This is a genomic window from Ignavibacteriales bacterium (assembly GCA_016709155.1).
In the GTDB taxonomy this organism is placed as follows: domain Bacteria; phylum Bacteroidota; class Ignavibacteria; order Ignavibacteriales; family Ignavibacteriaceae; genus JADJEI01.
This window is the reverse complement of record JADJEI010000013.1, coordinates 654,556-681,006: the sequence shown is the minus strand read 5'-3', so window position 1 is coordinate 681,006 and position 26,451 is coordinate 654,556. Positions and strand designations below refer to the sequence as shown.

19 protein-coding genes and 1 pseudogene are annotated in these 26,451 nt (G+C 35.7%); 13 read left to right on the top strand and 7 right to left on the bottom strand.

Features of this window, described 5'->3' with window-relative positions:
• The first annotated feature begins 311 nt into the window (after positions 1-311).
• A complete protein-coding gene (locus tag IPH11_16495; GenBank protein MBK6915179.1) occupies positions 312-2,135 on the top strand; it encodes a long-chain fatty acid--CoA ligase in 1,824 nt (607 codons plus the stop codon).
• A 77-nt stretch (positions 2,136-2,212) separates the two neighbouring features.
• On the opposite strand, the gene IPH11_16490 is transcribed toward IPH11_16495, so the two are convergent.
• Positions 2,213-2,977 (bottom strand): inositol monophosphatase, encoded by a 765-nt coding sequence (locus IPH11_16490; protein MBK6915178.1) that lies wholly within the window; start codon positions 2,975-2,977, stop codon positions 2,213-2,215.
• Between the two features lie 216 nt (positions 2,978-3,193).
• Here IPH11_16490 and lon point away from each other — a divergent pair, with 216 nt between their 5' ends.
• From lon to IPH11_16440, 10 genes are all read left to right on the top strand, one after another.
• Positions 3,194-5,641, top strand: coding sequence for an endopeptidase La (lon, locus tag IPH11_16485; GenBank protein MBK6915177.1), 2,448 nt, complete (start codon positions 3,194-3,196; stop codon positions 5,639-5,641).
• Entirely contained in the window at positions 5,642-6,151 is a 510-nt protein-coding gene (locus IPH11_16480) for a GAF domain-containing protein (protein MBK6915176.1), read from the top strand. It abuts the gene before it with no gap.
• A gap of 4 nt (positions 6,152-6,155) precedes the next feature.
• Positions 6,156-7,850: a DNA polymerase III subunit gamma/tau gene (gene dnaX, locus IPH11_16475; protein ID MBK6915175.1), complete on the top strand. Its 1,695-nt coding sequence runs from the start codon at positions 6,156-6,158 to the stop codon at positions 7,848-7,850.
• Positions 7,851-7,929: 79 nt separating this feature from the next.
• Positions 7,930-8,631 carry a (d)CMP kinase gene (locus tag IPH11_16470; protein MBK6915174.1) on the top strand — a complete coding sequence of 234 codons (702 nt, stop codon included), beginning with the start codon at positions 7,930-7,932 and terminating at the stop codon, positions 8,629-8,631.
• Positions 8,632-8,727: 96 nt separating this feature from the next.
• Positions 8,728-10,554, top strand: a complete 1,827-nt coding sequence (rpsA, locus tag IPH11_16465) for a 30S ribosomal protein S1 (GenBank protein ID MBK6915173.1) — start codon at positions 8,728-8,730, stop codon at positions 10,552-10,554.
• 55 nt (positions 10,555-10,609) lie between these two features.
• The gene (mtaB, locus tag IPH11_16460; protein MBK6915172.1) at positions 10,610-11,938 is read left to right on the top strand and encodes a tRNA (N(6)-L-threonylcarbamoyladenosine(37)-C(2))-methylthiotransferase MtaB; all 1,329 of its coding nucleotides are present in this window, start codon (positions 10,610-10,612) and stop codon (positions 11,936-11,938) included.
• Between the two features lie 23 nt (positions 11,939-11,961).
• A complete protein-coding gene (locus IPH11_16455; GenBank protein ID MBK6915171.1) occupies positions 11,962-12,702 on the top strand; it encodes a hypothetical protein in 741 nt (246 codons plus the stop codon).
• Between the two features lie 136 nt (positions 12,703-12,838).
• Positions 12,839-15,337, top strand: a complete 2,499-nt coding sequence (locus IPH11_16450; GenBank protein ID MBK6915170.1) for a PIG-L family deacetylase — start codon at positions 12,839-12,841, stop codon at positions 15,335-15,337.
• A gap of 123 nt (positions 15,338-15,460) precedes the next feature.
• The gene (locus IPH11_16445; protein MBK6915169.1) at positions 15,461-17,155 is read left to right on the top strand and encodes a sodium:solute symporter; all 1,695 of its coding nucleotides are present in this window, start codon (positions 15,461-15,463) and stop codon (positions 17,153-17,155) included.
• Between the two features lie 75 nt (positions 17,156-17,230).
• Positions 17,231-17,806: a TetR/AcrR family transcriptional regulator gene (locus tag IPH11_16440; protein MBK6915168.1), complete on the top strand. Its 576-nt coding sequence runs from the start codon at positions 17,231-17,233 to the stop codon at positions 17,804-17,806.
• A 5-nt stretch (positions 17,807-17,811) separates the two neighbouring features.
• Here the strand turns inward: IPH11_16440 and phoU are convergent, their stop codons facing one another.
• The 6 genes from phoU to IPH11_16410 form a co-directional block, all read right to left on the bottom strand.
• Positions 17,812-18,510, bottom strand: coding sequence for a phosphate signaling complex protein PhoU (phoU, locus tag IPH11_16435; protein ID MBK6915167.1), 699 nt, complete (start codon positions 18,508-18,510; stop codon positions 17,812-17,814).
• Positions 18,511-18,712: 202 nt separating this feature from the next.
• The gene (locus IPH11_16430; GenBank protein ID MBK6915166.1) at positions 18,713-19,471 is read right to left on the bottom strand and encodes a phosphate ABC transporter ATP-binding protein; all 759 of its coding nucleotides are present in this window, start codon (positions 19,469-19,471) and stop codon (positions 18,713-18,715) included.
• Positions 19,472-19,490: 19 nt separating this feature from the next.
• Complete coding sequence (gene pstA / locus IPH11_16425) at positions 19,491-20,441, bottom strand: phosphate ABC transporter permease PstA (GenBank protein ID MBK6915165.1); 951 nt, start codon at positions 20,439-20,441, stop codon at positions 19,491-19,493.
• A gap of 10 nt (positions 20,442-20,451) precedes the next feature.
• The gene (gene pstC / locus IPH11_16420) at positions 20,452-21,456 is read right to left on the bottom strand and encodes a phosphate ABC transporter permease subunit PstC (GenBank protein MBK6915164.1); all 1,005 of its coding nucleotides are present in this window, start codon (positions 21,454-21,456) and stop codon (positions 20,452-20,454) included.
• Between the two features lie 32 nt (positions 21,457-21,488).
• Entirely contained in the window at positions 21,489-22,577 is a 1,089-nt protein-coding gene (locus tag IPH11_16415) for a hypothetical protein (GenBank protein MBK6915163.1), read from the bottom strand.
• Between the two features lie 79 nt (positions 22,578-22,656).
• Positions 22,657-23,565, bottom strand: a complete 909-nt coding sequence (locus tag IPH11_16410; protein ID MBK6915162.1) for a phosphate ABC transporter substrate-binding protein — start codon at positions 23,563-23,565, stop codon at positions 22,657-22,659.
• Between the two features lie 241 nt (positions 23,566-23,806).
• Here IPH11_16410 and IPH11_16405 point away from each other — a divergent pair, with 241 nt between their 5' ends.
• Together IPH11_16405 and IPH11_16400 are read left to right on the top strand one after the other, a co-directional pair.
• Complete coding sequence (locus IPH11_16405) at positions 23,807-24,019, top strand: hypothetical protein (protein MBK6915161.1); 213 nt, start codon at positions 23,807-23,809, stop codon at positions 24,017-24,019.
• 18 nt (positions 24,020-24,037) lie between these two features.
• Positions 24,038-26,130, top strand: a pseudogene (locus IPH11_16400) (sodium:solute symporter family protein).
• The last annotated feature ends 321 nt before the right edge of the window (positions 26,131-26,451 follow it).

Genomic DNA, 26,451 nt, shown 5'->3' with positions numbered 1-26,451 from the left:
TTTATTTTTGATCTCAAATTCGATGTTGGATCAATTACAGTTGATCGGTTAATAAAACATTTCATAAAAAATGTTACGCCTTATAAAAGCGGGACTTTAATTTTCGGTTTGCCTTAAAATTTAAACTTTGAGTCGCCGTGCCTTTGGTGAAAATCTCGATTCATCTTATTTGGAATTAATTTATTTGATATTATTTTGCGGCGCAGATGTCTGCACTTAAACCTTAGTCGAAAATAATTAGAAAATTTATCCGAGTTCAATAAGAAACTATTTCAGCAATTTAATTAATGAACAGAAGGAGCTAGAGAAATATGGCAATACTAAAAGCCTGCAAAACCATCCCTGAACTTTTTGAATTTCTCACCGACGATTACGGTATTAAGAATCCTGAAAAATTTATCATCTCTCGTAAAGTGAATGGTAAATATGCTGGTATTACCTACGCTGAATTAAAAGAGCAGACCAGAAGTTTTGCCTTTGGTTTAACAGAACTTGGAATTGGTAAAGGCGACAAAGTAGCGATACTTTCAGAAAACAGACCTGAATGGGTTTATGCGGACTTTGCGATTCTTGGCTTAGGTGCGGTTGATGTTCCCCTCTACCCTTCCCTTACTTCTGATTCAGTTGAATTTATTTTGAATAATTCCGAAGCAAAAGGAATAATCGTTTCAACTAAACTTCAATTGACAAAGCTATTAAAGATAAAAGACAAGTGCCGCTACTTAAATTTTATTGTCCTGCTTAATGAAAAAGACAAAACAGAAACAAAAAATCTTCATACATTTTCCGAAGTTCAAAATCTTGGTAATAATTTAAGAGCGAACCACCCTGATTTTTTTAAGGATAGCTTGAAGCTTGCAAAGGAAAATGATCTTTGTACCATAATTTATACTTCGGGCACAACAGGAGAACCAAAGGGCGTGATGCTCTCACACAAAAATATTTTATCAAATGTAAATTCCGCACTCGCAACATACCCGATAGCAAAAGATGATATATTCTTATCCTTTCTGCCGCTCTGCCATATTTTCGAAAGGATGGGGGGATTCTACACTGCCTTTGCCGCCGGTGCTACAGTCTATTATGCTGAAAGTATTGAGTCTGTTGCACAAAACCTTATCGAAGTAAAACCGACTTTGATGACAACCGTGCCAAGACTTTTTGAGAGGATCTATTCAAAAATTATTAAGAACGTTGAAAGCCAGCCTGCTAAGAAGCAAAAAATATTTTTCTGGGCGTTGGAAATTGGCAGGGACTATGCAAAAGCAAAAAGAAATAAAAATGTTCCCCTCACACTCAATTTAAAGCATGCACTTGCAGATAAATTAGTCTTTCAAAAAATAAGAGAGAAAACAGGCGGCAGATTGAAGTTTTTTATTTCAGGCGGAGCTGCACTTTCTCGGGACCTTGGCGAATTCTTTGAGGCAGCAGGGATTATTATCCTTGAAGGATATGGCTTAACTGAATCCTCACCTGTTATTTCTGCGAACAAACTTGATGACTATAAATTTGGTTCAGTTGGAAAACCGTTTTCGAATGTAGAGGTGAAGATTGCCTCCGATGGTGAAATTCTCGCACGAGGTCCAAATATTATGCAAGGTTATTACAAGAATAAAAAAGAAACGGACGAAACTATAATAGATGGATGGCTGCACACTGGCGATATAGGTGTGTTTGATGCAGAAGGATTTTTAGTGATCACCGATAGAAAGAAACATCTCTTTAAAACTTCAGCAGGTAAATATATTGCCCCTACCCCGATAGAAAGTATGTTCCTTGCAAGCAAATATATTGATCAGTTTGTTCTTATCGGCGATAGAAGAATGTTTTTAACTGCATTAATCGTTCCTGATTTTGAGGCATTAAAAGAATATGCAGATTCACACAACATTGCTTACAAAAAGGTTGAGGACCTGACCAAAGATGAAGAGATTTACAAACTCCTTGACAATGAAATGGATCATTTCCAGAAAAAACTGGCAAACTACGAACGTGTTAGAAAGTTCGCTCTACTCGATCAACCGTTCAGTATTGAATCAGGCGAGATAACACCCAAACTTAGTGTGAAAAGGAAATTTGTCGAAGAGCGGTACAAAAATATAATTGATACAATGTACCAGAGTTTGGAGAGATAAAATTTTCGATGCTGAGCGATCGCACAACTGCGTAGTTTTTCTTCAAAGAAATTGACCGCACAGATATATCCTGTTCGCTACAATTTTAATATTTCTATCATCTGTTGATGTATTACTGAATTGCTTGCGAGAATTCTTGGAGTGAAAATATCAATTTTAGTTCCATCGAAATCTGTAACGAGTCCCCCTGCCTCTTCAAGGATTAATTTGCCTGCGCACAAATCCCACGGATTCAGGAACACTTCCCAGAATCCGTCAAACACACCGTTGGCAACATAACAAAAATCAATTGCTGCCGAACCAAGCCGCCTCATCCCCCGCGAGGATTTAGTTAAAGCCGTAAATCTTTCAAATGCATTTTCAGGATTTTCGGAAATGTTATATGGAAATCCTGTTACTAGCAAAGCCCGCTTAAGTTTATCTGTTTTACTAACCCGGATTGTTTTTGAATCTGCAAAAGATCCTGCACCGAGTTCTGCAGAGTAAACTATATTTTGTATAACATCATACACAACACCTGCGATGGTCTGATTATTTTTTCTCAGCCCGATAGATACAGAAAAAATTGGTAGTCCGTGTGCAAAATTTGTAGTACCATCAAGTGGATCAACCACCCAACCATACTCGCTTCGAGAATTTACTTCACCACTTTCTTCGGCAATTATTCCGTGCGAGGGATATTTCTTCTTAATAAAATCAACAATAATTTTTTCTGCTGCTTTATCTATCTGTGTAACAAGATTTGATTCATTCGTTTTGAATTCAATTTGAAGATGTTTTCCAAATCCTTCACGAATTACACTTCCTGCTTCGCGCGAAATATTTATTATGTCAGTAATCATATTATTTTTTTACTTCTAATATAAGTAGAATGCGGGCTTCAATATCATAGTCAAGGTCAGGCGTAAACGCAACCTCAAGATATATTGCAATATCAAGGCAGGAACAAGTTTAACAGCCATTTAGTGATCTGCACCAATTTATCTTCCTTGAAAGCAGGTAAGTATTTTGATATATTTTGATTGTGTTTTTACGAAAAGAAAATTCAGGAGAACGATTTGAACAAATTAAAAGATAAAGAATTACTAATTAACAAAGATCAGGAATCTATTGTTGATAGCATTCCGGAGATACTTCCGGTTTTGCCATTACGAGATATTGTAATTTTTCCGTATATGATTTTCCCCGTCCTTGTTGGAAGAGAGCAATCAATACGCGCAGCTAATTTTGCGCTCGAAGAATCTAAATATATTTTCCTTGCAACGCAGAAAAAATCAAGTGTTGAAGATCCACGCGCTGAGGATATTTATATTGATGGAACTATCGCAAAGATTGTGCAAATTCTAAAACTCCCTAACGGGTTGATTAAAATTTTAGTTGATGGATTGATCCAGGGAAGAATAATTTCTTTCACGAATAAGACTGAATTTTTTGAGGCTAAAATTGAGGTAGTCATTTCTGAAGCTGAAAATGACCACGAGATGGATGCGATGATCCGGCAGATGAATCAACTTTTTAAAGACTATGTAAAGATCAGTAGAAATATTCCGAATGAGACGCTGACTGCTTTCGAAAATATTCATGAACCCGATAGAAAACTTTTTTATGTCGCAGCAAACATAAATCAGTTTGTGGATGTAAAACAAGCTATCCTCGAAAAGGCTAATTTGAAAGAACAATACCTCGAAGTAATTAAAATCCTTAATTCAGAAATTGATATTTTGAGGATAGAGAAAGAAATTGATAACAAAGTTCAGGAAAACATTGCGAAAACTCAGCGAAAGTTTATTATTCAGGAACAAATAAAAATCCTTCAGGATGAACTTGGCGAAGATGAAGATACTTCACCGGAATTTATAAAAATCCGCGAGCAAATCACAAAAGCAAAAATGCCTGAAGAAGCTCATGCAAAAGCAATTGAAGAATTTAACAAGCTTAAAAAAACACCACCCATGTCGCCCGAATCAACTGTTATTCGAAATTATCTTGACTGGCTGACGGAGGTTCCATGTGCAGAAAGAACAAAAGATAATCTTGATATTAATCACGTTCAGAAAATTCTTGACGAGGATCATTTCGGTTTGGAAAAACCCAAAGAAAGAATTGTTGAGCACATAGCGGTTTTAAATCTTGTTAAAAAAATGCGAGGACAAATTTTATGTTTTGTCGGACCTCCCGGCGTTGGAAAAACTTCGCTTGGTAAATCAATTGCAAGAGCATTAGGCAGAAAATTTGTTCGCATAAGTCTTGGCGGTGTTCGTGATGAAGCCGAGATAAGAGGACATCGCCGAACCTACATCGGTTCAATGCCCGGAAAGATTGTTCAGTCCATGAAAAAAGCAGGCACAATAAATCCTGTTATGTTATTAGATGAAATAGATAAAATGAGTATGGATTTTCGCGGTGATCCTTCTTCGGCGATGCTTGAAGTTTTGGACCCCGAACAAAATCATTCATTTAACGACCATTACCTTGAAGTTGATTATGATCTTTCACAGGTAATGTTTATTACAACAGCTAATCTCCGTTATAATATACCCCTTCCTCTGCAGGATAGAATGGAGATCATTGAACTTCCCGGCTACCTTGATTTTGAAAAAAATGAAATCGCAAAAAGACATATTATCCCAAAGCAATTAAAGGCTCATGGTCTTGAAGATAAAAAAATTAAATTTGAAGAATCCGCAATCAAAAAAATAATTTCCGATTACACTCGTGAAGCAGGAGTTCGAAATCTTGAGCGCGAAATTGCTTCAATCTGTCGTAAAACAGCGCGGGATATCGTAGTTCACGAATCATCGAACGGTAAGAAAAAGGCAATCGTTGATCATATTATAGATGAGATCAAAGTAGAGGAATATCTCAAAACCCCCCGGTTCAGACATCAACGCCATAATAAAGAAAACAGGATTGGAAGTGTAACCGGATTAGCATGGACAAGTGTCGGCGGCGAATTGCTTACAGTTGATGTAACTATTATGAACGGTGCCGGTAAATTAAATTTGACCGGACAGCTCGGTGATGTGATGAAAGAATCGGCTCAAGCTGGATTAAGTTATCTAAGATCGAATGCGAAAAAATTAAAGATCAACCCTGATTTTTTTAAGGGGAAAGAAATTCATATTCACTTGCCCGAAGGGGCTATACCAAAGGATGGACCTTCAGCAGGAATTACAATGACAATGGCGATGTACTCCGTTATCAGCGGCAGGGCTGCTTCAAACGATGTGGCAATGACAGGTGAAATTACTTTACAAGGAATTGTTCTTCCAATTGGTGGTTTGAACGAAAAATTACTCGCTGCAAAACGTTCCGGAATTTCCACAGTGCTTATTCCAAAAGACAATGAAATTGATCTAAAAGAAATTTCTCCAATGGTAAAAGAAGGAATGAAAATCATTCCTATTGGTAATATTGAGGATGCTATACCATATATTTTTAACGATGCGAAAAAGGGAAGAAATGTTTCTAAGACTATCGCTCATAAAAAAAATGGTAAAAAGTAAATGGAAGAATCATTGATTACAAATAAAGCGTTGACTTTAGATGAACAATATGTTCTTTTAGAAAATCAAATTTTTTCGCTGCTGGAGTCAAATGATAAATTAATTTCAAAACTCGCTAATTTTTGTGCAGCTTTAAAACAGTCGTTTGAAAAAATTAGCTGGGTAGGGTTTTATTTTTTTGACGGAGAAAAATTATTTCTTGGTCCGTTTCAGGGCAAAGTTGCCTGTACAAATATTTTGATCGGTAAAGGTGTCTGCGGAACCGCTGCTAAAGAAAAAAGGACAGTTATTGTACCAAATGTAAACGAATTTCCAGGACATATTATTTGCGATGCAGAATCAAAATCTGAAATTGTCGTTCCCATTGTTAAAGACGGTGCGCTGCTGGCTGTGCTGGATGTTGATAGCACTGAGTTGGATGCATTCAGCAGGACAGACCAATTATATTTACAGAGACTTTGCAGTTATTTAGCTAATAATATTTTTAATAAAACAACAATTTCATTTTAGTATTATGGAAGAAAAAAAAGGTTACCTGGTAAGTGCAAGAAAATACCGCCCGCTTAAATTTGCAGACGTTGTCGGACAGGAACACATTACAAAAACTTTACAGAATGCCATCACCAATAAAAGAATTGCTCATGCTTATTTGTTTACCGGTCCGAGGGGAGTGGGAAAAACTACAACAGCAAGAATTTTTGCAAAAGCGATCAACTGTGAAAATTTAATTGACGGTGAACCTTGTAATGAATGTGCAATGTGTAAATCAATCGGAGATAATCAATCGCTTGATTTTATAGAGATTGACGGTGCTTCAAACAGAGGGATAGATGAGATCAGGACACTGCGCGATTCCGTAAAATATGCCCCAACCGTCGGCAAGTACAAAGTTTATATCATAGACGAAGTTCACATGCTGACGAAAGAATCTTTCAACGCGTTCTTAAAAACACTTGAAGAACCTCCGGAACATACAATATTTATTTTTGCAACAACAGACGTTCACAAAGTTCCACTGACAATTATCTCCCGCTGCCAGCGTTTTGATTTCAGAAGAATTCAAATAGATACAATTAAAAATTTATTAATTAAAATTGCGATAGACCAAAAAGTATCTATTGACGATAAAACATTAACTATCATAGCCAAAAAAGCTGATGGAGCTTTACGAGATGCCGAAAGTCTTTTCGACCAAGTCGTTTCTTTTTGCGGCAATAATGTTGATTCGGAAACAGTGATTCAAATGCTTAATCTCATTGATGAGGAAATTTATTTTGATCTTACAAATGCAATAATTAAAAAAGATTTCAAAGCAGTTTTTGATATCACTGATAAATTATATGATAACGGCTGGAACTTTATTGATTTTATGGGCGGACTAATCGAACATTTCAGAAATGTTTTGACTGTCATTGTAACTGACTCATCAAAGTTGATTGAAAGCGCTGAAATTTATAAAGAGAGATACCTCGAATATTCGGATAAATTTTCTGAGGCTGATATTTTAAGAATATTAAATTTTCTAAATCAAAATCAGAATGACTTAAAATTCTCTTCGAGCCAAAAATTAAAAATTGAAATAATATTAAGTCATCTTGTCGGATTTGAAAAGACAGAGCTGATCAGCAATGTAATTGATAACATTCAAAACTCAAGTTCTGATTCTGGAAGTGGTAATATTGTAAATGAAAAACCCCCGGAAAAATTTTTCGCCTCTCCCAAACAGGAAATCAATCAGGAAAAAAAAGCTTATTATAACACGCAAAAAATTATAACTAAAAAAGAGGCTCTGGTAAAACCTATAAATGAATTTTCTAATTCCGTAAATGTATCTTCAAATAATTTGACAGATATTGACGGTATAATTAATAAGTGGCAGGGATTTACTGCATCGGTTGCGGATGAAAAATATTTATCGCTGGGACCTTTTATGCACCAACTGAAAATTCTGAACGTAAATGGAAATAAGCTTGAAGTTAAAATTGACAGCGAAGAGGGTAAGGACGCTATTCGATTTCATTCGGAATATTTAACCAAAAAAGCATTTGAAGTTTTTGGGAAAAGATATTCATTCAGCATTGGTGAGGAGAAACAAGAAAAACCACTCCCTAAAAAAGAAACCGCTGTTCAAAATCCAAGCATTTCTAATTCTGGCGATCCATTCATTGATCTAATAAAGAATGAGCTGAATGGACAGGAAATTGAATGATTAATAAGTGCCGCAGCTTACTAATTTTTATTATCTCGCTTTTTGATAAAATCCCTGAATATTCCTATTTTTGAAGCCTATGCCAAAAGGTTTAATCATTGCTATTGATGGTCCGGCTGGTTCCGGTAAAAGCACAACCGCAAAAAGAATTGCTGAAAGATTAAATTATCTTTACATAGATACCGGGGCAATGTACAGAGCCGTAACTTTACTAGCAATTAAAAATGGTGTTCTTAATAACGATGAGGCGATTATTTCAATCGCAAGAAATTCAGAAATTGTTTTGGATTTTAAGAATGGAAAAACGATTGTCTCGATAAACGGCACTGATGTAACTGATGAAATTAGAAGTTTGGAAGTAAATTCCCATGTCAGCCCCGTTAGTAAAATTGAAGGTGTTAGAAAAGCACTCGTTGAGAAGCAGCAAAAAATGGGTAAAGTTAGGAGCGGAGTTGTGATGGAGGGAAGAGATATCGGAACCGTTGTATTCCCCGAAGCTGATGTTAAAATTTTTCTAACTTGTTCCATTGACGAGCGCGCTTCAAGAAGATCGAAAGAATTTTCTGAAGAAGGCAAGTCAGTCTTGATAAGTGAAATAAAAAATAATCTTTCACAGAGGGATTTAATTGATTCTACAAGAAAGATTAGCCCTTTAAGAAAAGCCGCTGAGGCAATTGAAGTTGATACTTCTAATATTACAATTGACGAACAGGTCAATATTATTATTGATCAAATTAAAAAAACTGCAAAACAGAAAAACATAGAAATAAAAAATTTATAAAACCATCTTTAACAAACTTTGTATAACTAAACTTTTCGCTTTGCTTATTTTCTGATGGTTTGAATAAGAAAAGCGGACAATATTTCAGGAGACAAAATGTCTGAAACAAAACCAGGCTCGGCAAAAGTCGCAGTTACTCTCAATGACTTTGAAAAAGCAAAAAACAAATTCAATACAGATCAATATTCTAAGGAAGAGTTTTTAACTCTGGCAAACCTTTACGCTGATTCCTTCAAAGATGTTAAAGAGGGTGAATTAGTTAAAGGGAAAATCGTACGTCTTCAAGGCGATGCGGTGATTCTTGATGTCGGCTTTAAATCCGAAGGTTCTATCCCGAAGAACGAATTCCGCGAGGATGAGGAAATAACAATCGGCGGCGAGGTTGAAGTAGTTCTCGAAAGCGTTGAAGATCAGGAAGGGAATCTTGTATTAAGTAAAGTGCGTGCTGATTTTCTTAAAATCTGGGGAAAAGTATTACGTGCACACGATACAGGTGAAATTCTTCAAGGTAAAATTGTTAAAAGAATTAAAGGCGGAATGGTTGTTGACTTGCTCGGAATGGATGCATTCCTGCCCGGTTCTCAAATTGATGTTAGACCAATAAGAGACTTTGATGCATTCGTGGGTCAAACTATGGATTTTAAAGTTGTAAAAGTAAACATCCCAACAGAAAACGTTGTGGTATCTCATAAAGTTCTTGTTGAAGAAGAAATTTCTGATCAGAGGATGGCTATCATCAACAGCCTCGAAAAAGGACAGATACTCGAAGGAACTGTAAAAGCTATTACGGACTTCGGAGTATTTGTTGATCTTGGCGGTGTTGATGGTTTGGTTCACATTACTGATTTAAGCTGGGGAAGAATCAACCATCCAAACGAAGTAGTTAAACTTGACGAAGTAATTAAGGTTGTTGTCACTGATTTCGATGAGGAGAAGAGAAGAATTTCTCTTAGTCTGAAAAAACTGTTACCACATCCTTGGGATAATATCGAAGAGAAATATCAGCTCGGTAAAAAAGTCACCGGCAGAGTTGTTTCGCTTACTGATTATGGTGCATTTATTGAAATTGAAAAAGGTATCGAAGGGCTTATTCATAATTCTGAAATGAGCTGGACTCAGCATATCAAACATCCCTCACAAGTTGTTTCAATGGGTCAAATGATCGAGGCAATCATTTTGAGTCTTGATAAAGAAGAGAAGAAAATCTCCCTCGGAATCAAACAACTCGAACCCGACCCATGGGAAAGCCTAATGCATAAATATCCTGTCGGAACAAGACACAACGGTGTTGCACGCAACCTGACTAACTTTGGAGTCTTCGTTGAACTTGAACCCGGAGTTGATGGTCTTGTTCATATTTCAGATTTGTCATGGACTAAGAAAATCCGTCATCCCGGTGAAGTAGTTAAGAAAGGTGAAAAACTTGAAGTAATCGTTCTTGGGGTTGATGTTGAACAGAGAAAAATTTCTTTGGGTCATAAACAAGTAAATGAAAACCCTTGGGCTTCGTTCGAGCAAATTTATTCTGTTGGTTCAATTTCTAACGGCAAAGTTGTCCGAATAATCGAAAAGGGTTTAATTGCAGAACTACCCGAAAAGGTTGATGGATTTGTGCCTGCTACACAATTGGCAACTATAAAAATAAAAAACCTTGCTAATCATTTTCCAATTGACGCGGTCTTACCTCTCAAGGTAATCGAGTTCGATAAAGAAAATAAAAAAATTGTTTTAAGTGCTATTGCCGCACTAAAAGAAAAATCTGAAGAAGAAATTCAGAATTATCTAAATGCGCATAAGCTCGAAAAAACATCTATAAAAGATATTCGTGAAGCTGAAATGGGTGTGATTGATTCTTCTGAGTTTCCTATTTTTGAAACTCCGGAAGTTCCATCAATGCCTGCACAAACACCAGACTCTGAATAATTTAATTTCTTAATTAAGGAGCGGATTTTCCGCTCCTTTTTTATTCCTTTCATTTATGAAAAACCGTGTAGCATTACATACTTTAGGCTGTAAATTAAATTACGCTGAAACCTCCTCCATTGGTTCTCAATTTCTCGGGCATAATTTCGAAATCGTAAAATTTGATGAGAGACCTGACATTTTTGTTTTTAACACTTGCACTGTTACTGAGAATGCTGAAAAAGAATGCAGGCAATTAGTCCGTCGTGCATTAAGAATTAATCCCGGGGCATTCATAATTGTAACAGGATGTTATGCTCAACTCCGCCCTGAAGAAATTTCAAAAATATCGGGCGTTGATGTTGTTTTGGGCAGTAATGAAAAATTCAAATTATTTTCGCTCATTGAAAATTTCGAGAAGAACACTCTCGCTTGTATCCACGTTTCTCCAACTGACCAATTAAATGAGTTTGGAAGTTCGTCATCTTCTGAAGCCGACACAAGGACACGAGCATTCTTTAAAATTCAAGATGGGTGTGATTATAAATGTTCTTTCTGCACCATCCCCCTCGCCCGAGGATCAAGCAGAAGTATGAACATGGAGGCTGCAATACATGATTTTAAAAAACTTCTTAGTGAAGGATATAAAGAAATTATTCTCACCGGTGTAAATGTCGGTGATTACGGCTCCAAGAATCAATCAAACCTATTCACTTTATTAAATTCTCTTATCAAAATTGAAGGCGAATTTAGAATCAGGATTAGTTCCATCGAACCTAACCTTTTAACTAACGATATTATTTCTCTGACTGCGGATAATGAAAAATTATGCAATCATTTTCACATTCCTCTTCAGAGTGGAAGTGATAAAATACTTCGTCTGATGCAAAGGCGATATACAATTTCTGATTACGAAAAGGTAATTACCAATGCTGCTAAAAAAATAAAAGATTTGGGAATCGGTGTTGATGTAATTACTGGATTTCCCGAAGAAAATAATAATGACTTTTTAAGTACACATAATTTCTTACATGATCTGCCGATATCTTATTTGCATGTTTTCACTTATTCCGAACGCCCAAACACTAAAGCAATAAATTTTGAAAATGTTGTCCCAATTGTTGAACGAAAAAAGCGAAACAATATTCTACGCAGCCTTAGTGAAAAGAAAAAAAATGAATTCTATCAAAAAATGATCAACAAAAACTTACATGTGCTATTCGAAGAAGAAAATCATAACGGTGAAATGATGGGTTTCTCCTCAAATTATGTAAGAGTTAAACACCCCTATGATCATTCTTTAATAAACACTTTTAGCGACACTTTAATATCAGGGGTTGAAAGTGGACTCTGTGAAGGGCAAATTTTAGAGAAGAAATTTTCAGTTGATTTAGTTCATATTTAATGCACAAATTACAATTAAAAAATATGCAAAAACTATTAGCCATAATTATTATCATTTCTTCCGTTACTTTTTCTCAAAATCTTCAACAAAATAATTTACTGCAGCTTGAACAATCGCTGCAAACAACCACTGATATTGATTTTAAAATTTCTAACCCGAATTCAAACCCTACTGAATCAAAAAGGAAAAATACTGGACTTGCTATTCTCTATTCACTTTTACTTCCAGGAATGGGCGAACTTTACGCCGAGAATTATTCGAGCGGAAAATATTTCACTATAGCAGAAGGAGCCTTGTGGGGCATTTATTTTGGAATGAACACTTATGGAAATTGGCAGCAGGATAGATACAAATCTTTTGCGGTTGACAAAGCTGAAATAAATAATAACGATAAAGATGAAGACTATTACGCAACAATAAGTGAATATTTAAGTATTGAAGATTTTAATAATGAAAAATTATTGGAAAGAAATTTTGACCAGCTATACGATGAGAGTAAATATTTCTGGAAATGGCAAAACAGCGAAGATAGAAAAACTTATCGAAGCATGTGGGTTTCAAGCGAACAAACTTTCAATGATCTCCGCTTTGTTGTTGGTGCAATGATTTTAAATAGAGTGATCAGTGCAATAAATGCTGTCCGAATGGTTTCAGCATACAATAATAAGCTTGAAGAAGAGGTTAGCTGGGATCTCTCTGTAAATTTGAAGCAGTCTCTTTCTTTACCAACGACAGTCTATTTAAACTTCAAAACAAGTTTTTAAAATTTTTCCTATCATTGATTAATTCCTTCTGAGAAAATTATGATTAAAAATCTTTTGATTTTCTCTCTTCTAAGTTGTAATATAACAACTGTTTATTGTACCCGATATATTTCTATAAATTTTAATCAGGATAATTATGTTGAATACTGAAATCAGGAAGTTTTTTAATCTCCTCTTACTCGGGATAGCTTTCATAAGCAATCAATTAACTGCACAGCCAATTAAGGAACTATCATCTTTAGAAATAAAAATCGCGCTGCAAAAATTAAACACTCTCGGCAGTGTGCTTTATATCGCTGCGCATCCTGATGATGAGAACACAGCAGTACTTTCTTATTTTTCTTACGGTCAAAAATTAAGAACCGGCTATCTTGCATTAACACGAGGGGATGGGGGACAAAACTTAATCGGTAGTGAGCAATCCGAATTACTCGGAGTTATCCGGACGCAAGAATTGCTCGCCGCCCGAAGGATTGACGGAGCAGAACAGTATTTTTCACGGGCAATTGATTTTGGCTATTCTAAATCTGCAGATGAAACTTTGGAAATTTGGGACAAACAAAAAATATTATCAGATGTAGTTTGGGTCATTAGAAAATTTAAACCGGATATTATCATTACTCGTTTTCCGACAACTGGTGAAGGCGGACACGGACATCACACTGCTTCCGCCATTCTTGCTCTCGAAGCGTTCCATTTAGCGGCTGATCCAAATATTTTTCCCGAGCAATTAGAATTTGTGAGCACCTGGCAGACAAAAAGAATTTTTTGGAACGCGTGGCTTCCGCAATACAATGAAAGTTATAAAGATTCAATTGGAATTATAGCTTTAGACATTGGACAATATAACCCCCTGCTTGGGAAATCTTATGTGGAATTAGCCGCACTCAGCAGAACGATGCACAAAAGTCAGGGATTTGGAGCGGAAGGAAAACGGGGGGAATATTTTAATTATTTCAAACTAATGGATGGCGAACCAGCACAAAATGATTTACTGGAGGATATTGATCTTTCGTGGTCGAGAGTTGCAGGAAGTGAAAAAGTTTCGCAACTGTTAATGGAAGCAGAAAAGAAATTTAATCCCGATGATCCTTCATCAATTTTAGAAATATTATTACAAGCCTATTCAGAATTGCAAAAATTAGATGATTCTTATTGGCGCGAAATTAAAATAAAAGAGTTGAGTGAAGTCATTAGAGCTTGTTCCGGAATTTGGTTGGAGGCAATAGCGGGTGATTACAGCAGTTATCCTAATGGGAAAATTAATCTATCAACAGGAATTGTTAATCGTTCAGGTTTTCCGATCACTTTAAAAAATATTTTTCTTGCCGATTTTAATGGATTAAGTGATTTGAACATAAATCTACAAAACGGAAAGTTTCAAAAAAATAATTTTGAAATGTTTATACCAGGGGCAATGCAGTACTCGCACCCATATTGGCTTATTCAACAGCCTTCAAAAGGAAGTTTCAATATTGAAAATCAACTTGAAATTGGTATGCCGGAGAAGTCCTCATCACTTACTGCATCATTCGTCCTAAATTTTAATGGCATCGAGATAACCTTTAAAACACCGGTGCTGTTCAGGTGGGTAGATCAGGTTGAAGGTGAAAAATATAGAGCAATTGAAATTACACCGCCGGTTACTGTTAATATTAAAGATAAAATTTATTTATTCGCTGATGATAATCCGAAACTAATTGAAGTCAGCATAACAAATCACAAAGATAGCACGGCGGGTAAATTATCATTAAATATTCCCGCTGGATGGAAAGTTGAACCAGTTGATTATGTTTTTTTTCTAACTAAAAAAAACGAAGAGAAAAATTTTTCATTTAAAATATACCCTCCGCTAAATGAAGAGGCTGCCGATGTTTCAGCAATAGTAAACATTGATGGAAAAGCTTATTCAAAAAGTTTAACTCGAATTAATTATTCTCACATCCCCATCCAGACTTTAATTTCCGAATCTAAATCAAAATTTGTTCGGCTGCACATAAGAAAAAGCATTCAAAACATTGGTTACATTATGGGCTCGGGTGATGATATTTCTAATTATCTGCGACAGCTTGGATATAACTGCTCGCTTTTAACAGACTCAGACATTGAACAAAAAGATTTATCCGTGTTCGACGCTATTATTTCAGGCATAAGAGCATATAACACCAGAGATCAATTGATAAATCTTCAGCCAAAAATCTTAGATTATATTTTTAACGGGGGGACATTCCTTTCACAATACAATACAAACAGAGATATTCTAATTAATCCCGGACCTTACCCATTTAATATATCACGAGAAAGAATAACAGTAGAAGATTCACCAGTAAATATTTTAAATCCCAAACATTTAATACTCAACACCCCAAATGAAATAACGGTAAATGATTTTGATAATTGGATTCAGGAACGTGGATTATATTTCGCTGATAAATGGGATGAGAAGTATGTAACAATTCTTGGACTCAAAGATCCCGGTGAAAAGGAACAAACCGGCGGCATACTTATTTCAAAATATGGTAAAGGTGCTTTTATCTATACAGGCTTATCTTTTTTTAGACAGATCCCTGCCGGAGTTCCGGGGGCAATTAAACTTTTTATAAATCTAATTTCATATAAAAATGGAAACGGATAAAATAATAATACTCGACGAAACCCACCCACCTTTCTTGAAGAAGTGGCGAAATATTTATTTGTTGATTCTGATAGATCTTGGATTAATGACATTCCTGCTATATTTTTTTTCACGAGCCTTTGAATGAGCACAATTGATTGGGTTGTTCTCGCTGCATTTACTTTATTCATTGTCATCTATGGAAGCATAAGCACGAGAAAAACTAATTCAATCAGAAGTTATATCCTTTCCAATAAGTCAACACGATGGAAAACTGTAACTTTGTCAATAATGGCAACGCAGGCAAGTGCGATTACTTTTATTTCCACCCCCGGTCAAGCTTACACAGACGGAATGGGTTTTGTACAATTTTATTTGGGTCTTCCACTCGCAATGATAATTTTATCTATTACTGCGGTTCCCATCTTTCATCGTTTAAATGTTTATACCGCTTACGAATATCTTGAAACAAGATTCGATTTGAAAAATCGTTTGCTCGGCAGTATTTTATTTTTAACGCAGCGCGGACTTGCTGCCGGATTTACAATTTTTGCCCCTGCCCTTGTCCTCTCAGTTATTCTTGGATGGAATATTAACTTCACAGTAATTATCACCGGAATTCTTGTTATCATTTACACTACAATTGGTGGAACTAATGCTGTAAATAAAACTCATATCTTACAAATGGCAATAATTTTTATCGGAATGATTGCTGCATTTTTTATGATAATCAATTTACTGCCTGAAAACATTGGCTTTAACGATGCTTTAAAACTTGCCGGGAAAATGAATAAGCTGAATGCATTAGATTTCAGTTTCGATCTGAATAACAAATACACTTTCTGGAGCGGGGTAATTGGCGGAACATTTTTAATGTTATCTTATTTCGGCACCGATCAATCGCAGGTGCAGCGTTACCTCGCCGGCAGCTCCGTAACTGAAAGCAGACTTGGACTTTTGATGAATGGGTTTCTAAAAATTCCTATGCAGTTTTTTATTTTACTAATTGGTGTAATGGTATTTGTTTTCTTTCAGTTCATCCAACCCCCTCTTTATTTTAATCCTATCGAAGAAAAGAATCTCCTGGAAAGCGAACATTCACAAGAGTATTCATTACTTCAGAATAAATACAAAGAAGTGTTTGAAAAAAAACTTAAATCATCAAAAGAATTACTTTCCGGGAGAAACGACAAAAATATTTCCATTTCAATTAAAGAAGAACTTAATTTAATTTCGAAGGAGGAAAATAATTTAAGGGACGAAGCAAAGAAGTTGATAAAAAAAGCTAATCCAACTTCCGATACGAACGACACTAATTATATTTTTTTAACGTTTGTAATAAATTTTCTGCCGACCGGGTTGATTGGACTAATCATTGCGGCTATTCTTTCTGCTTCGATGTCTTCAACTTCAGCAGAGCTAAATTCGTTAGCTTCAACTACCGTGATAGATATTTATAAAAGATTAATTAAAAAGGATGCTTCTGATACGCATTACTTAAAAGTTTCAAAAGCTGCTACAGTTTTGTGGGGTGTTTACGCAATCGGATTTGCTTTATTCGCTAATAGACTTGGAACTTTAATCGAAGCGGTAAATGTTCTCGGCTCGCTTGTTTACGGAACAATACTCGGAATATTTTTAGTGGCGTTTTATTTTAAACGGGTAAAAGGAACTCCGACTTTTATCTCCGCATTAATTGCAGAGATAGTTGTGCTTTACTGCTTTATATTCACTTCGATTCCATTTTTATGGTTCAATGTTATAAGCTGTTTTTTAATAATCATTCTGGCGAACTTATTTAGTATTATTAAAATGAATCCCTCAATAGAGCGTGTTTAAGAAACTTGAATATGAGTTCAAATTATTACTGTAACAATCGTTAAATTTATTGCAGTAAATTATTTAGAATTTAAAATGGAAAACGAAAAGAGAATTCAGATCATCCGTGCTGCTGCAAAAAGGTTTGCAAGAAACAGCATATCTAAAACAACTTTAGATGAAATTGCCCGTGATTTAAGAATCAGTAAAGCAAGTTTGTATTACTATTTTGAATCAAAGGATCGGCTATTTTATGAAACAGTTCGCTGGGATGGCGATCAATTTGTAGAAGAATTAAAGTCCATTTTTAATAACGAGTCACTTCAAATATTTGAACGCTTCGGAAGCTATTTCGCATTGAAAGATGATGTTCAAAGCAATCACAAATTATTGTTTGATTTAATATTGAAAGCTGCCAGAGATAATATCAACGAAAAAGAGATTGAGTTGTATAAAAATTTTTTACAAAAAGAAGAGCAGATAATAAAGCTTGCTTTGAGCCCTGTTTATGCTGGCAGAATTGAAACAATGAATCCGGAATTACCTTCCTTTGTTGTAATGACAAGCTGGGGGTTAATGTTTGGTAATAAGTTGAGAAACATTGAGCCTCGCGAAAAGAGCACGCACACAAGTGATATGATTCAAAAAACTTTACAGGTTTTATTTAGTTAAGTTAATCAGGCTTCTATATCATCATCGTTTTCATCTGCAAAAAAATATTTTTCATACTTATGTTTAACAAGCTGCGCCTCAACAATAAAGAAAACATCTTCTGCAATATTTGTTGAGTGATCCCCTATCCTTTCAAGTTCACGCGACATCACAAGCAAGGCTACTGCCGGTTCGATGTTGTCCGCACTTTGCTTCATTATTTCTTTTAATATGCTATCATTTTCTGCGTTTAATTTATCTAATCTGTCATCTGCGATAATTACTTTTTTGGCAAGTTCAGCATTAGAGTTTATGAATGAGTCTATTGAGTCTTTCAACATTTCCTGAGCTAGAAAAAACATTTCTGTAAGTTTAGTCTGGCTATAAAAAGTCGGTTTCTTCTGAATCAACAAAATACTCTCTGCAATATTCACAGCAATATCACCAATTCGTTCAAGATTATTATTAATGGTTAGCGCTGACATTATGTAGCGGAGATCCATTGCAACTGGCTGTGCAACGGCAAATATTTTCTGGCAGATTTTATCAATCTTCAAATCATATTTATCAACTTTATTGTCGCGTTCGATTATAAGTTTGGCAATTTCAAGATTCCCTTCTTCAACTGCTTTACTTGCAAACTGAACTTGTTCGTCAACAAGACTGCACATTTTAATAACACGTGTTTTTAATTTTTCAAGATGTTCGTCTAATAAGCGTTCCATTTTATTTCCTTTGTTATCTACATCCTTTAATTGTTATAATTTAATCTTTGAGACGAAGTTCTTTTGTGGCAGATATTTTTTCAACTAAATCTATTCTTGCCACAAAGACTCAAAGACACTAAGTAACACAAGACATTTCTAATAAATCACATTTGGATTGCTTCGTCGAGGACTCCTCGCCATGACGATGCAAATCAATCAATCAACCAAATCTTCCTGAAATATAATCTTCAGTTTGTTTCTTAGAAGGATTAGTAAAGATTTTTGTTGTTCGATCAAATTCAATTAATTCGCCGAGATAAAAGAATGCCGTCATATCACTGACACGAGCGGCTTGCTGCATGTTGTGTGTAACGATCACAATTGTATATCTCTGTTTTAAATCGTGAATCAGTTCTTCAATCTTTGCAGTTGAAATAGGGTCAAGTGCGCTTGCCGGCTCATCCATCAAAATGATTTCCGGTTCAACTGCAAGGGCGCGTGCAATACACAACCTTTGCTGCTGCCCGCCAGAAAGGCTAAGTGCATTCTCATTCAATCTATCTTTAACTTCATCCCAAATTGCCGATTGAACACAAGTTTTTTCAACGATTTCGTTTAGTATTTTCTTATCACTTATTCCATTAATCTTTGGTCCATAAACAATATTTTCATAAATAGTTTTGGGGAATAAGTTTGATTTCTGAAAAACCATTCCGATATTTTTTCTGAGATTAACAACGTCAATATTTTTATCGTAAATATTTACCCCGTCAACAGAGACTTCACCTTCAATTCTAACATGCTCAATCAGGTCGTTCATTCTATTCAGCACGCGTAAGAAAGTAGATTTACCACAGCCGGAAGGTCCGATGAATGCAGTAACTTTTTTATCAGGAATATTTAGCGTAATATTTTTCAGCGCCTGTTTCTCGCCATAAAATAAGTTAAGACCCTTCGTAATTATTTTAATTTCTTTCATTGTTATTTCGATTAATGATTTAAAGTCTTCCTAAACTTTTTCTAAATCTATATCTAAAAATAATTGCAGTAATATTTAATAAAAATGTCAGAGCTATCAGAACCAATGTTGATCCATATTGAATAGGCAGCGATTTAGTTGGATTTGAAGATTGAGTTGCCAATATAAAAATATGATAAGCAAGATACATAAACTGTTTTGCAGGGTTTATCATCGGGATACAATAATCACCAATGCACAAATCAGAGACCGGTAGATTAGGAAGAAAGAATGCCGCACCCAAAAATAAAATTGGTGCCGTCTCCCCCGCCCCTCTGCTTATCGCTAAAATTGTTCCTGTCAAAATTCCGGGACGTGCTTGAGGTAAAACAACATTTTTAATTGTTTGCCATTTAGTTGCGCCCAAACCATAAGAGGCATCGCGATGTGATTTTGGGACTGAGTTTAAGGCTTCGAGAGTTGATACAATTACAATCGGCAGCACAAGCACTGCAAGCGTCGCTGAAGCCCATAGCAATGCCGGCTGTCCAAACAGTAACCCTGTTTCGAGTACATCGTCCATTCCCCTTCCTATGAACAAAATAAAAAATCCCAATCCAAACAAACCAAATACAATTGAGGGAACACCGGCAAGATTATTTATTGATGTTCGGATAATTCTTGTTAGGATAGAATCTTTAGCATACTCGTTAAGATAAATCGCAGAGCAAACACCGAGCGGAACGGCAAGCAAAATCATAATTAATGTTACGGCAATTGTTCCGAATATCGCAGGGAATATTCCACCTTCGGTCATATTGTTTTTAGGGTCATCAAAAATAAATTCAACCGATATACTTCCAATTCCCTGCATTACAATTTTTCCAATTAGAAGTAACAGAGCCGCTACAAGGAAGAAGAACATTATTCTAACAACCCAAATTGCTGTTGTGCCAAAAATATCTTTTTTCTTTTTATGAAGTGCTAACATTTTTTATCCATCAAAATGTATTCTTCTTTCTCATCTTACTGATTATAATTTCAGCAATAAGATTTAGAATAAAAGTTATTGTAAATAAAACTATTCCAATAAAAAATAATGAGTAATAGTGATCCGAACCTTGTGATACCTCCCCCATCTCCGCTGCAATTGTAGCTGTCATAGTTCTAACGCTAAGAAATAGATTTGAAGTAATGTTTGCAGCATTGCCGGCAGCCATAAGTACGATCATTGTTTCACCGATTGCACGACCAAATCCTAAAATTATACTTGCACTAACTCCGCTAAATGCTGCAGGTAAAATTACTCTGCTTATAGTTTGCCATTTGGTTGCACCCAATCCATACGAAGCCATACGTAATTCATTCGGGATTGAATGAAGTGCGTCTTCAGTTAATGATGCAATAACAGGTATTATTACGAACGATAACCCTATCGATGCAACAAAAGCATTTAACCTATTATCGGGATGAAGAAGATCATTAAAAAACGATGCGCCGATAACTAACATTATAAATCCAATTACGACAGTTGGAATTCCCGCAAACAATTCGATCAATGGTTTTAAAAATTCTTTCCATTTTGGATTTGCAACTTCAGATAGATAAACACCTGCCGCAACTCCAAATATTGTAGAAATAATTGTTGCAGGAATTGCGGTTAACAATGTTCCAAGTATCAAAGGCATTAAAGAATATCTTGGTTCATCTGAAGTTGGATACCACTGGAATACCGTTTCCGTCGTGCCATTAGCATTGGATCTTGTAGTGTAAAGAAAATCTAAAAGTCCGACATGCTCTAAAGCTTTAAAACCTTCCTTAAACAAAAAGATGAAAATTAAGATGATGAAAACAAGTGCCATCACACCGTTTACTGCAAAGAAAAATTTAATCAATGATTCTTTAGTGCGGGTAAATTTTTTAATTTTTTTCGCGTACTTCGAATCAGAAGATTTAGAATAAAATTCTTTTTCTTCCTCGCTTGTATTTTTATCAATCAGTTTCATCTTTACTTACAATAAGAATTTTTATTTAACTCTTATAAAAAGGAATAATAAAACGTAATTCTTGGTGTAACTGAAGCATCAATTGATCTTCCATTTATTGCTTCATAAGTTTCCACAATCACGTTTGGACTGATTGTAATTTTATCAACTGGTTTATAATTCAGACTAAATATAAACCAATTTCTAGAATCGCCTTTGAAATCGGTATTGGTATTTGGGTCGAAGTAATCGAACCTGCCTACAGCAGATAACTGCTGAGAAAAATTATATGATCCAAAAAATGATAAACCCATTCCGTTTCTATCTTTAACAATTGAAGAGGACCGAATTCCATTTTGAGTTGTATTCAGAAAAACTTCTGCACCAACTGAAAAATTATCTTTCTCTTTATAACCTAAAAGTAAAGCATAAGTAAGATCGTTGTTACTTAAGGTTGAGTTGGCAGTCGAATTACTTTGTGGATCGGTAACGGCAGGTTTGGATTTCAAATCACCATACAAAGTCACTGATAAATTTTTTACTGGATTATATTGAAGGTGAGCGTAGAATCTTTTGTATTTATCAGTTTCGGGTTTGTTGCCGGAGCCGTCGCCAATCATCACCCAATATTTGAAAACACCATCCGAATCAAATTTACCTTTTAATGAAAGTGCAATATCGCGGGAAGATACAATTCCTCTTAAATCCAAAATAGTTTTTTCAAGAAATCTGTGTCCCCAGTCAGCATCTGCATTTTCAATCACCATAGTTGGCTGAATACCAAAAGTCAAATCACTGCCGTTAAAAATATTTTTCCAGGTTAAGTAAGCATCTTTTACGAATACACCTACCTTTCCATCGCTTGTATTAGCTGTTTGATCAGCTTCCAAACGAAACCTCGATGTGAAATTTTCTGAGATATCGTTATCGTAAGTGAAATATACTCTTCTCAACTGAAAACCATTTAAGTCTTGCTTACCGCCATTTGCAACATTGCTTAATGATGATAAACCTGTGTCTCTAACAGCATTATAAAAATAATCTCCAAACATGTATCCTGAAATTTTCCCGCCCTGGTTTTCCTGGGCAAGTAAAACGTTAGAACCCAAAAGGCATAATAAACCTAAAATAATTTTTTTCATTTTCTCTCTTCGACAATTTATTAAAAATAAAAGGAAAGTTTCCTCTCTCTAAAGAAACTTTCCCATCTAAAAACAAAACTTATTTTTTAGCAGGTAATGGAATATATTCCATTGTTTCAACAACTTTTTGACCTTCAGGCGAAATTATAAAATCCATAAAGTCTTTTACTTTACCGGTTGCTTCGCCGTTTGTAAAGCAATAGAGATAACGTGATATAGAATAATCACCGCTCCAGATCGCTTCATAGTTTACCTTCTTATTTTCGGAAGGTAATATTCCGGGAGAATCTTTATCCTTTTTAATGTATAGAATTTTCACGTCAGTTCTTTCTGCAAAGTATCCCACACCACCGTAACCAATCCCTTTGTTGTCGCGTGCAACTGCTTCACCAAGTGCTGCTGTTCCCTGTAATACTTGTGTTGATGGTGAATAATCAACTTGTTTGCCATCTACTTTCCCAAGCACATGCTCTTTGAAAAATTCATAAGTACCGCTGCTGTTTTCTCTTCCATAAAGAGTGATCGGCAAATTAGCACCCCCCACATCTTTCCAGTTTGTAATTTTACCGGAAAAAATATCTCTTACTTGCTCAATTGTTAAACTATCAACTTTACTCTCAGGATGAACTATTACTGCAATTCCATCTAATGCTACTTTATAAACGAATGGAGTTACGCCTTTAGATTTAGCATCTTCTAGTTCCACAGCTTTTAATTCACGGGATGAATTTGCAAGGTCAGTTGTTTTATTTAAAAGTGCAGCAACACCGGTTCCTGATCCCCCACCTGTAACTTGAATCGCAACTTCGGGATGAAGCTTCATATATGTTTCTGCCCATTTTTGTGAAAGGTTTACCATCGTATCAGAACCTTTAACTGTTAATACTGTCTGCTCAACATCATCTGTTTTTTTCTTGCAAGCCGAAAACATTAAGCTGACTACTGCTAATATTAGTAAGTATGCGCTTAGTGATTTAACTGTTCTCATTAGTGACTTTCGTTATTGTTTAGAATATTTATTAAGTGTAGTTCAAAGATATAGCAGCCATTAATTCTAAAAAGAGTTTCAATGTTAAATTAATGTTAAATCTCCCTGACAATGTTTCCAATTATTCAAATTAAACATTATTTAATTTCAAAACAGCACCTCACTAATTTTTAAATTGAAATTATTAGGATATAATTCCAGCACAAATTAATATTGAATCAAACAATTCGGAGATTTTGTTATGCCTTCATTCGAACAAACATGGCTGCCTTTTATTTATCTCTATGGTGTAGGCGGCTTGTTCTTTTTTAGTGGAATGATACTTATTAAAAAATCAGGAGCAATCAACTTAAATTTGAAGCGGCATCGCTTTTGGTGGAAGATGTTATACTTCGGTTTTTTCTATTTCATGTTTATTCACGCAGCGCTTACACTTGCGGCACTTTATCTTTAACAAAAAAATCAAATCAATATGAACATTCACAGCATGGGCACTTCAACCGATTGGATTGTAATGGTGGTGTACTTCCTCGCCATTATGCTCTTCGGTTCCTACTTTAGTAAATATAATCGTACAACAACTGATTTCTTTTTTGGCGGAAGACGTTTTGCCTGGTGGCTTATTGCGATGTCTATCGTTGCCACAGGGGTGGGCAGTCACAGCTTCATCAAATATTCCGCAAAAGGTTTTGAAGCCGGCTTCTCTTCAACAATGACTTATATGAATGATTGGTTCTTTGTTCCGTTTTTTCTTTTCGGCTGGCTGCCGATCATTGTTTACACAAAGATCAGATCAATCCCTGAATATTTTGAAAAGAGATTTTCACCCACAACAAGATTCCTCGCCACTATTTTACTTTTGCTTTATATGGTTGGCTATGTAGGTATCGGATTCTTAACAATGGGCAAAGCGATACTGCCTTTACTCCCCCCTGAGTTCACTCTGGTCGGCGTTCATTTTGATGTTACTTTAATGGGACTGATAATTGTCATAGCCTTTATTGTTGGCGTGTATATTACTTATGGCGGGCAAACTGCTGTTATCTTCACCGATCTTGCACAAGGATTAATTTTAATATTTGCCGGACTGCTCGTCTTTTTCCTCGGTGTTGATTACATAGGAGGATTTGGATTGTTCTGGCAGTTGCTTCCGGTTTCGTGGAAACTCCCGCTTGCACATTTTAATAATCCCCCCGGCTTTAACTTTGTGGGGATATTCTGGCAGGATGGAGTAGCAGGTTCTATTGGTTTTTTATTTATGAATATGGGTCTGGTAATGCGTTTTATGTCCTGCAAAAGTGTTGATGAAGGACGCAAAGCCGCTGTAATTAATATTCTTATTATGCTTCCTATTTCTGCAATTGTTGTTGGCAATGCCGGCTGGATTGCAAAAGCTATTTCTGTTGTTAACCCATCCTTAGTTCCTGCCGATACAAATCCCGATCAGATATTTGTAGTGGTTGCTAACATCATTTCACACCCGGGAGTTTTTGGTTTTATTATGGCTGCACTTACCGCGGCGCTTATGTCCACTGTTGATACTTTGTTAAACGCCACTGCCGCAATTTATATAAATGATATTCACCGCCCGGCAAAAAAATGGCTGAGCAAGAAAGTTGAAACATGGAAGCAAGCAGATAAAGAAGAACTAAACTCAGCAAGAATTTCCACTGCTATTTTTACTGTGCTTGGTGTTCTTGCTGTTATTCCGTTTAGTAATTTCCCTACTGTTTATGAAGCTCACGGATATTTCCACTCAACTCTTACTCCCCGCTTGTTGTTGCGATATTTCTCGGAGTGTTCTGGAAGAAATTTACTAACGCCGCTGTGATTGCGACCTTTGTGGTTGGTGTTGCGTTGATGGTGCTTGGTATGTATTACCCCCAGCCTCTGATTCAAATATTTGCTCACGGAACAGATTACGATCCTGCTCATCCTTATACTTACATCGGTGCTTTGTATAATCTATTTGTTTGTGCGCTTGTCGGCGTGATGACTGCACTAACTAATAAACAGCAAGTCAATATTGTTAAGAAGATAAAAAATAATCCCAATCAGAAAACTATTATCAGACTAATAACTCTTGCGGCTGCTGTTATTTTCTTAATTATATTATTTAACTTAGCCTCCCTCCCCATCCTTCTGATACTTTCATTTTTAATGCTTGTGCTTGTTGTTATTTCGTCTAATTATTACTCCAAATATTCTGAAGCAACACACACAGAAGGCTTAACTGTTTGGGGACTGGCAAGAGCAAAAGAAATGTTCAAAGGCAGCAAAGTAAATGACCGCGAAGGCGAAGTAATTAAAATTCACTGGAAGCTAAAAGATTCAGAAGATGATCTGATGCACTTCTCTAAAAATGATATGGCAAAAATGTCTGCTGAAGCAGGCGACTTAGTTTATATCTCTGACGCAAGAAAAATATTGGGAGGATTAAAATCAGCGCACTCAACTTATGGCGACACTCATAACGAAGATGGTATTGTTTACATCACCAAAGAGCATATTGCGCAGGGACAATTTGTAAAAGGGAAAATACTAACTGCTGAAAAGGAAATGTAACCCCATCCCCTTTAAAATAAAAACTGCCCGCAATTCACTTAATTACAGCGGGCAGCTGACTTCATTCCCGCTTAATTCTTCGACTTAAACTGCGTGGTAAATTTTGCCGATGGGCAATTGAGATTGATTAATAAAAGCACTAAGTTTAAATAAAGAAAAGATGAGGCTATTCGGAAAAAAGTTTTAGAGAAGCTTTAGTTGCATTGAAGACCCGTTCAACTACTTACTTCAATATTTGGAATAATATGCTACACAAGGTTTTGCAAATTAAGTGTTAAAATAAATTTAATTGGAATATAATATTCTTACCGCTGAAGTGTC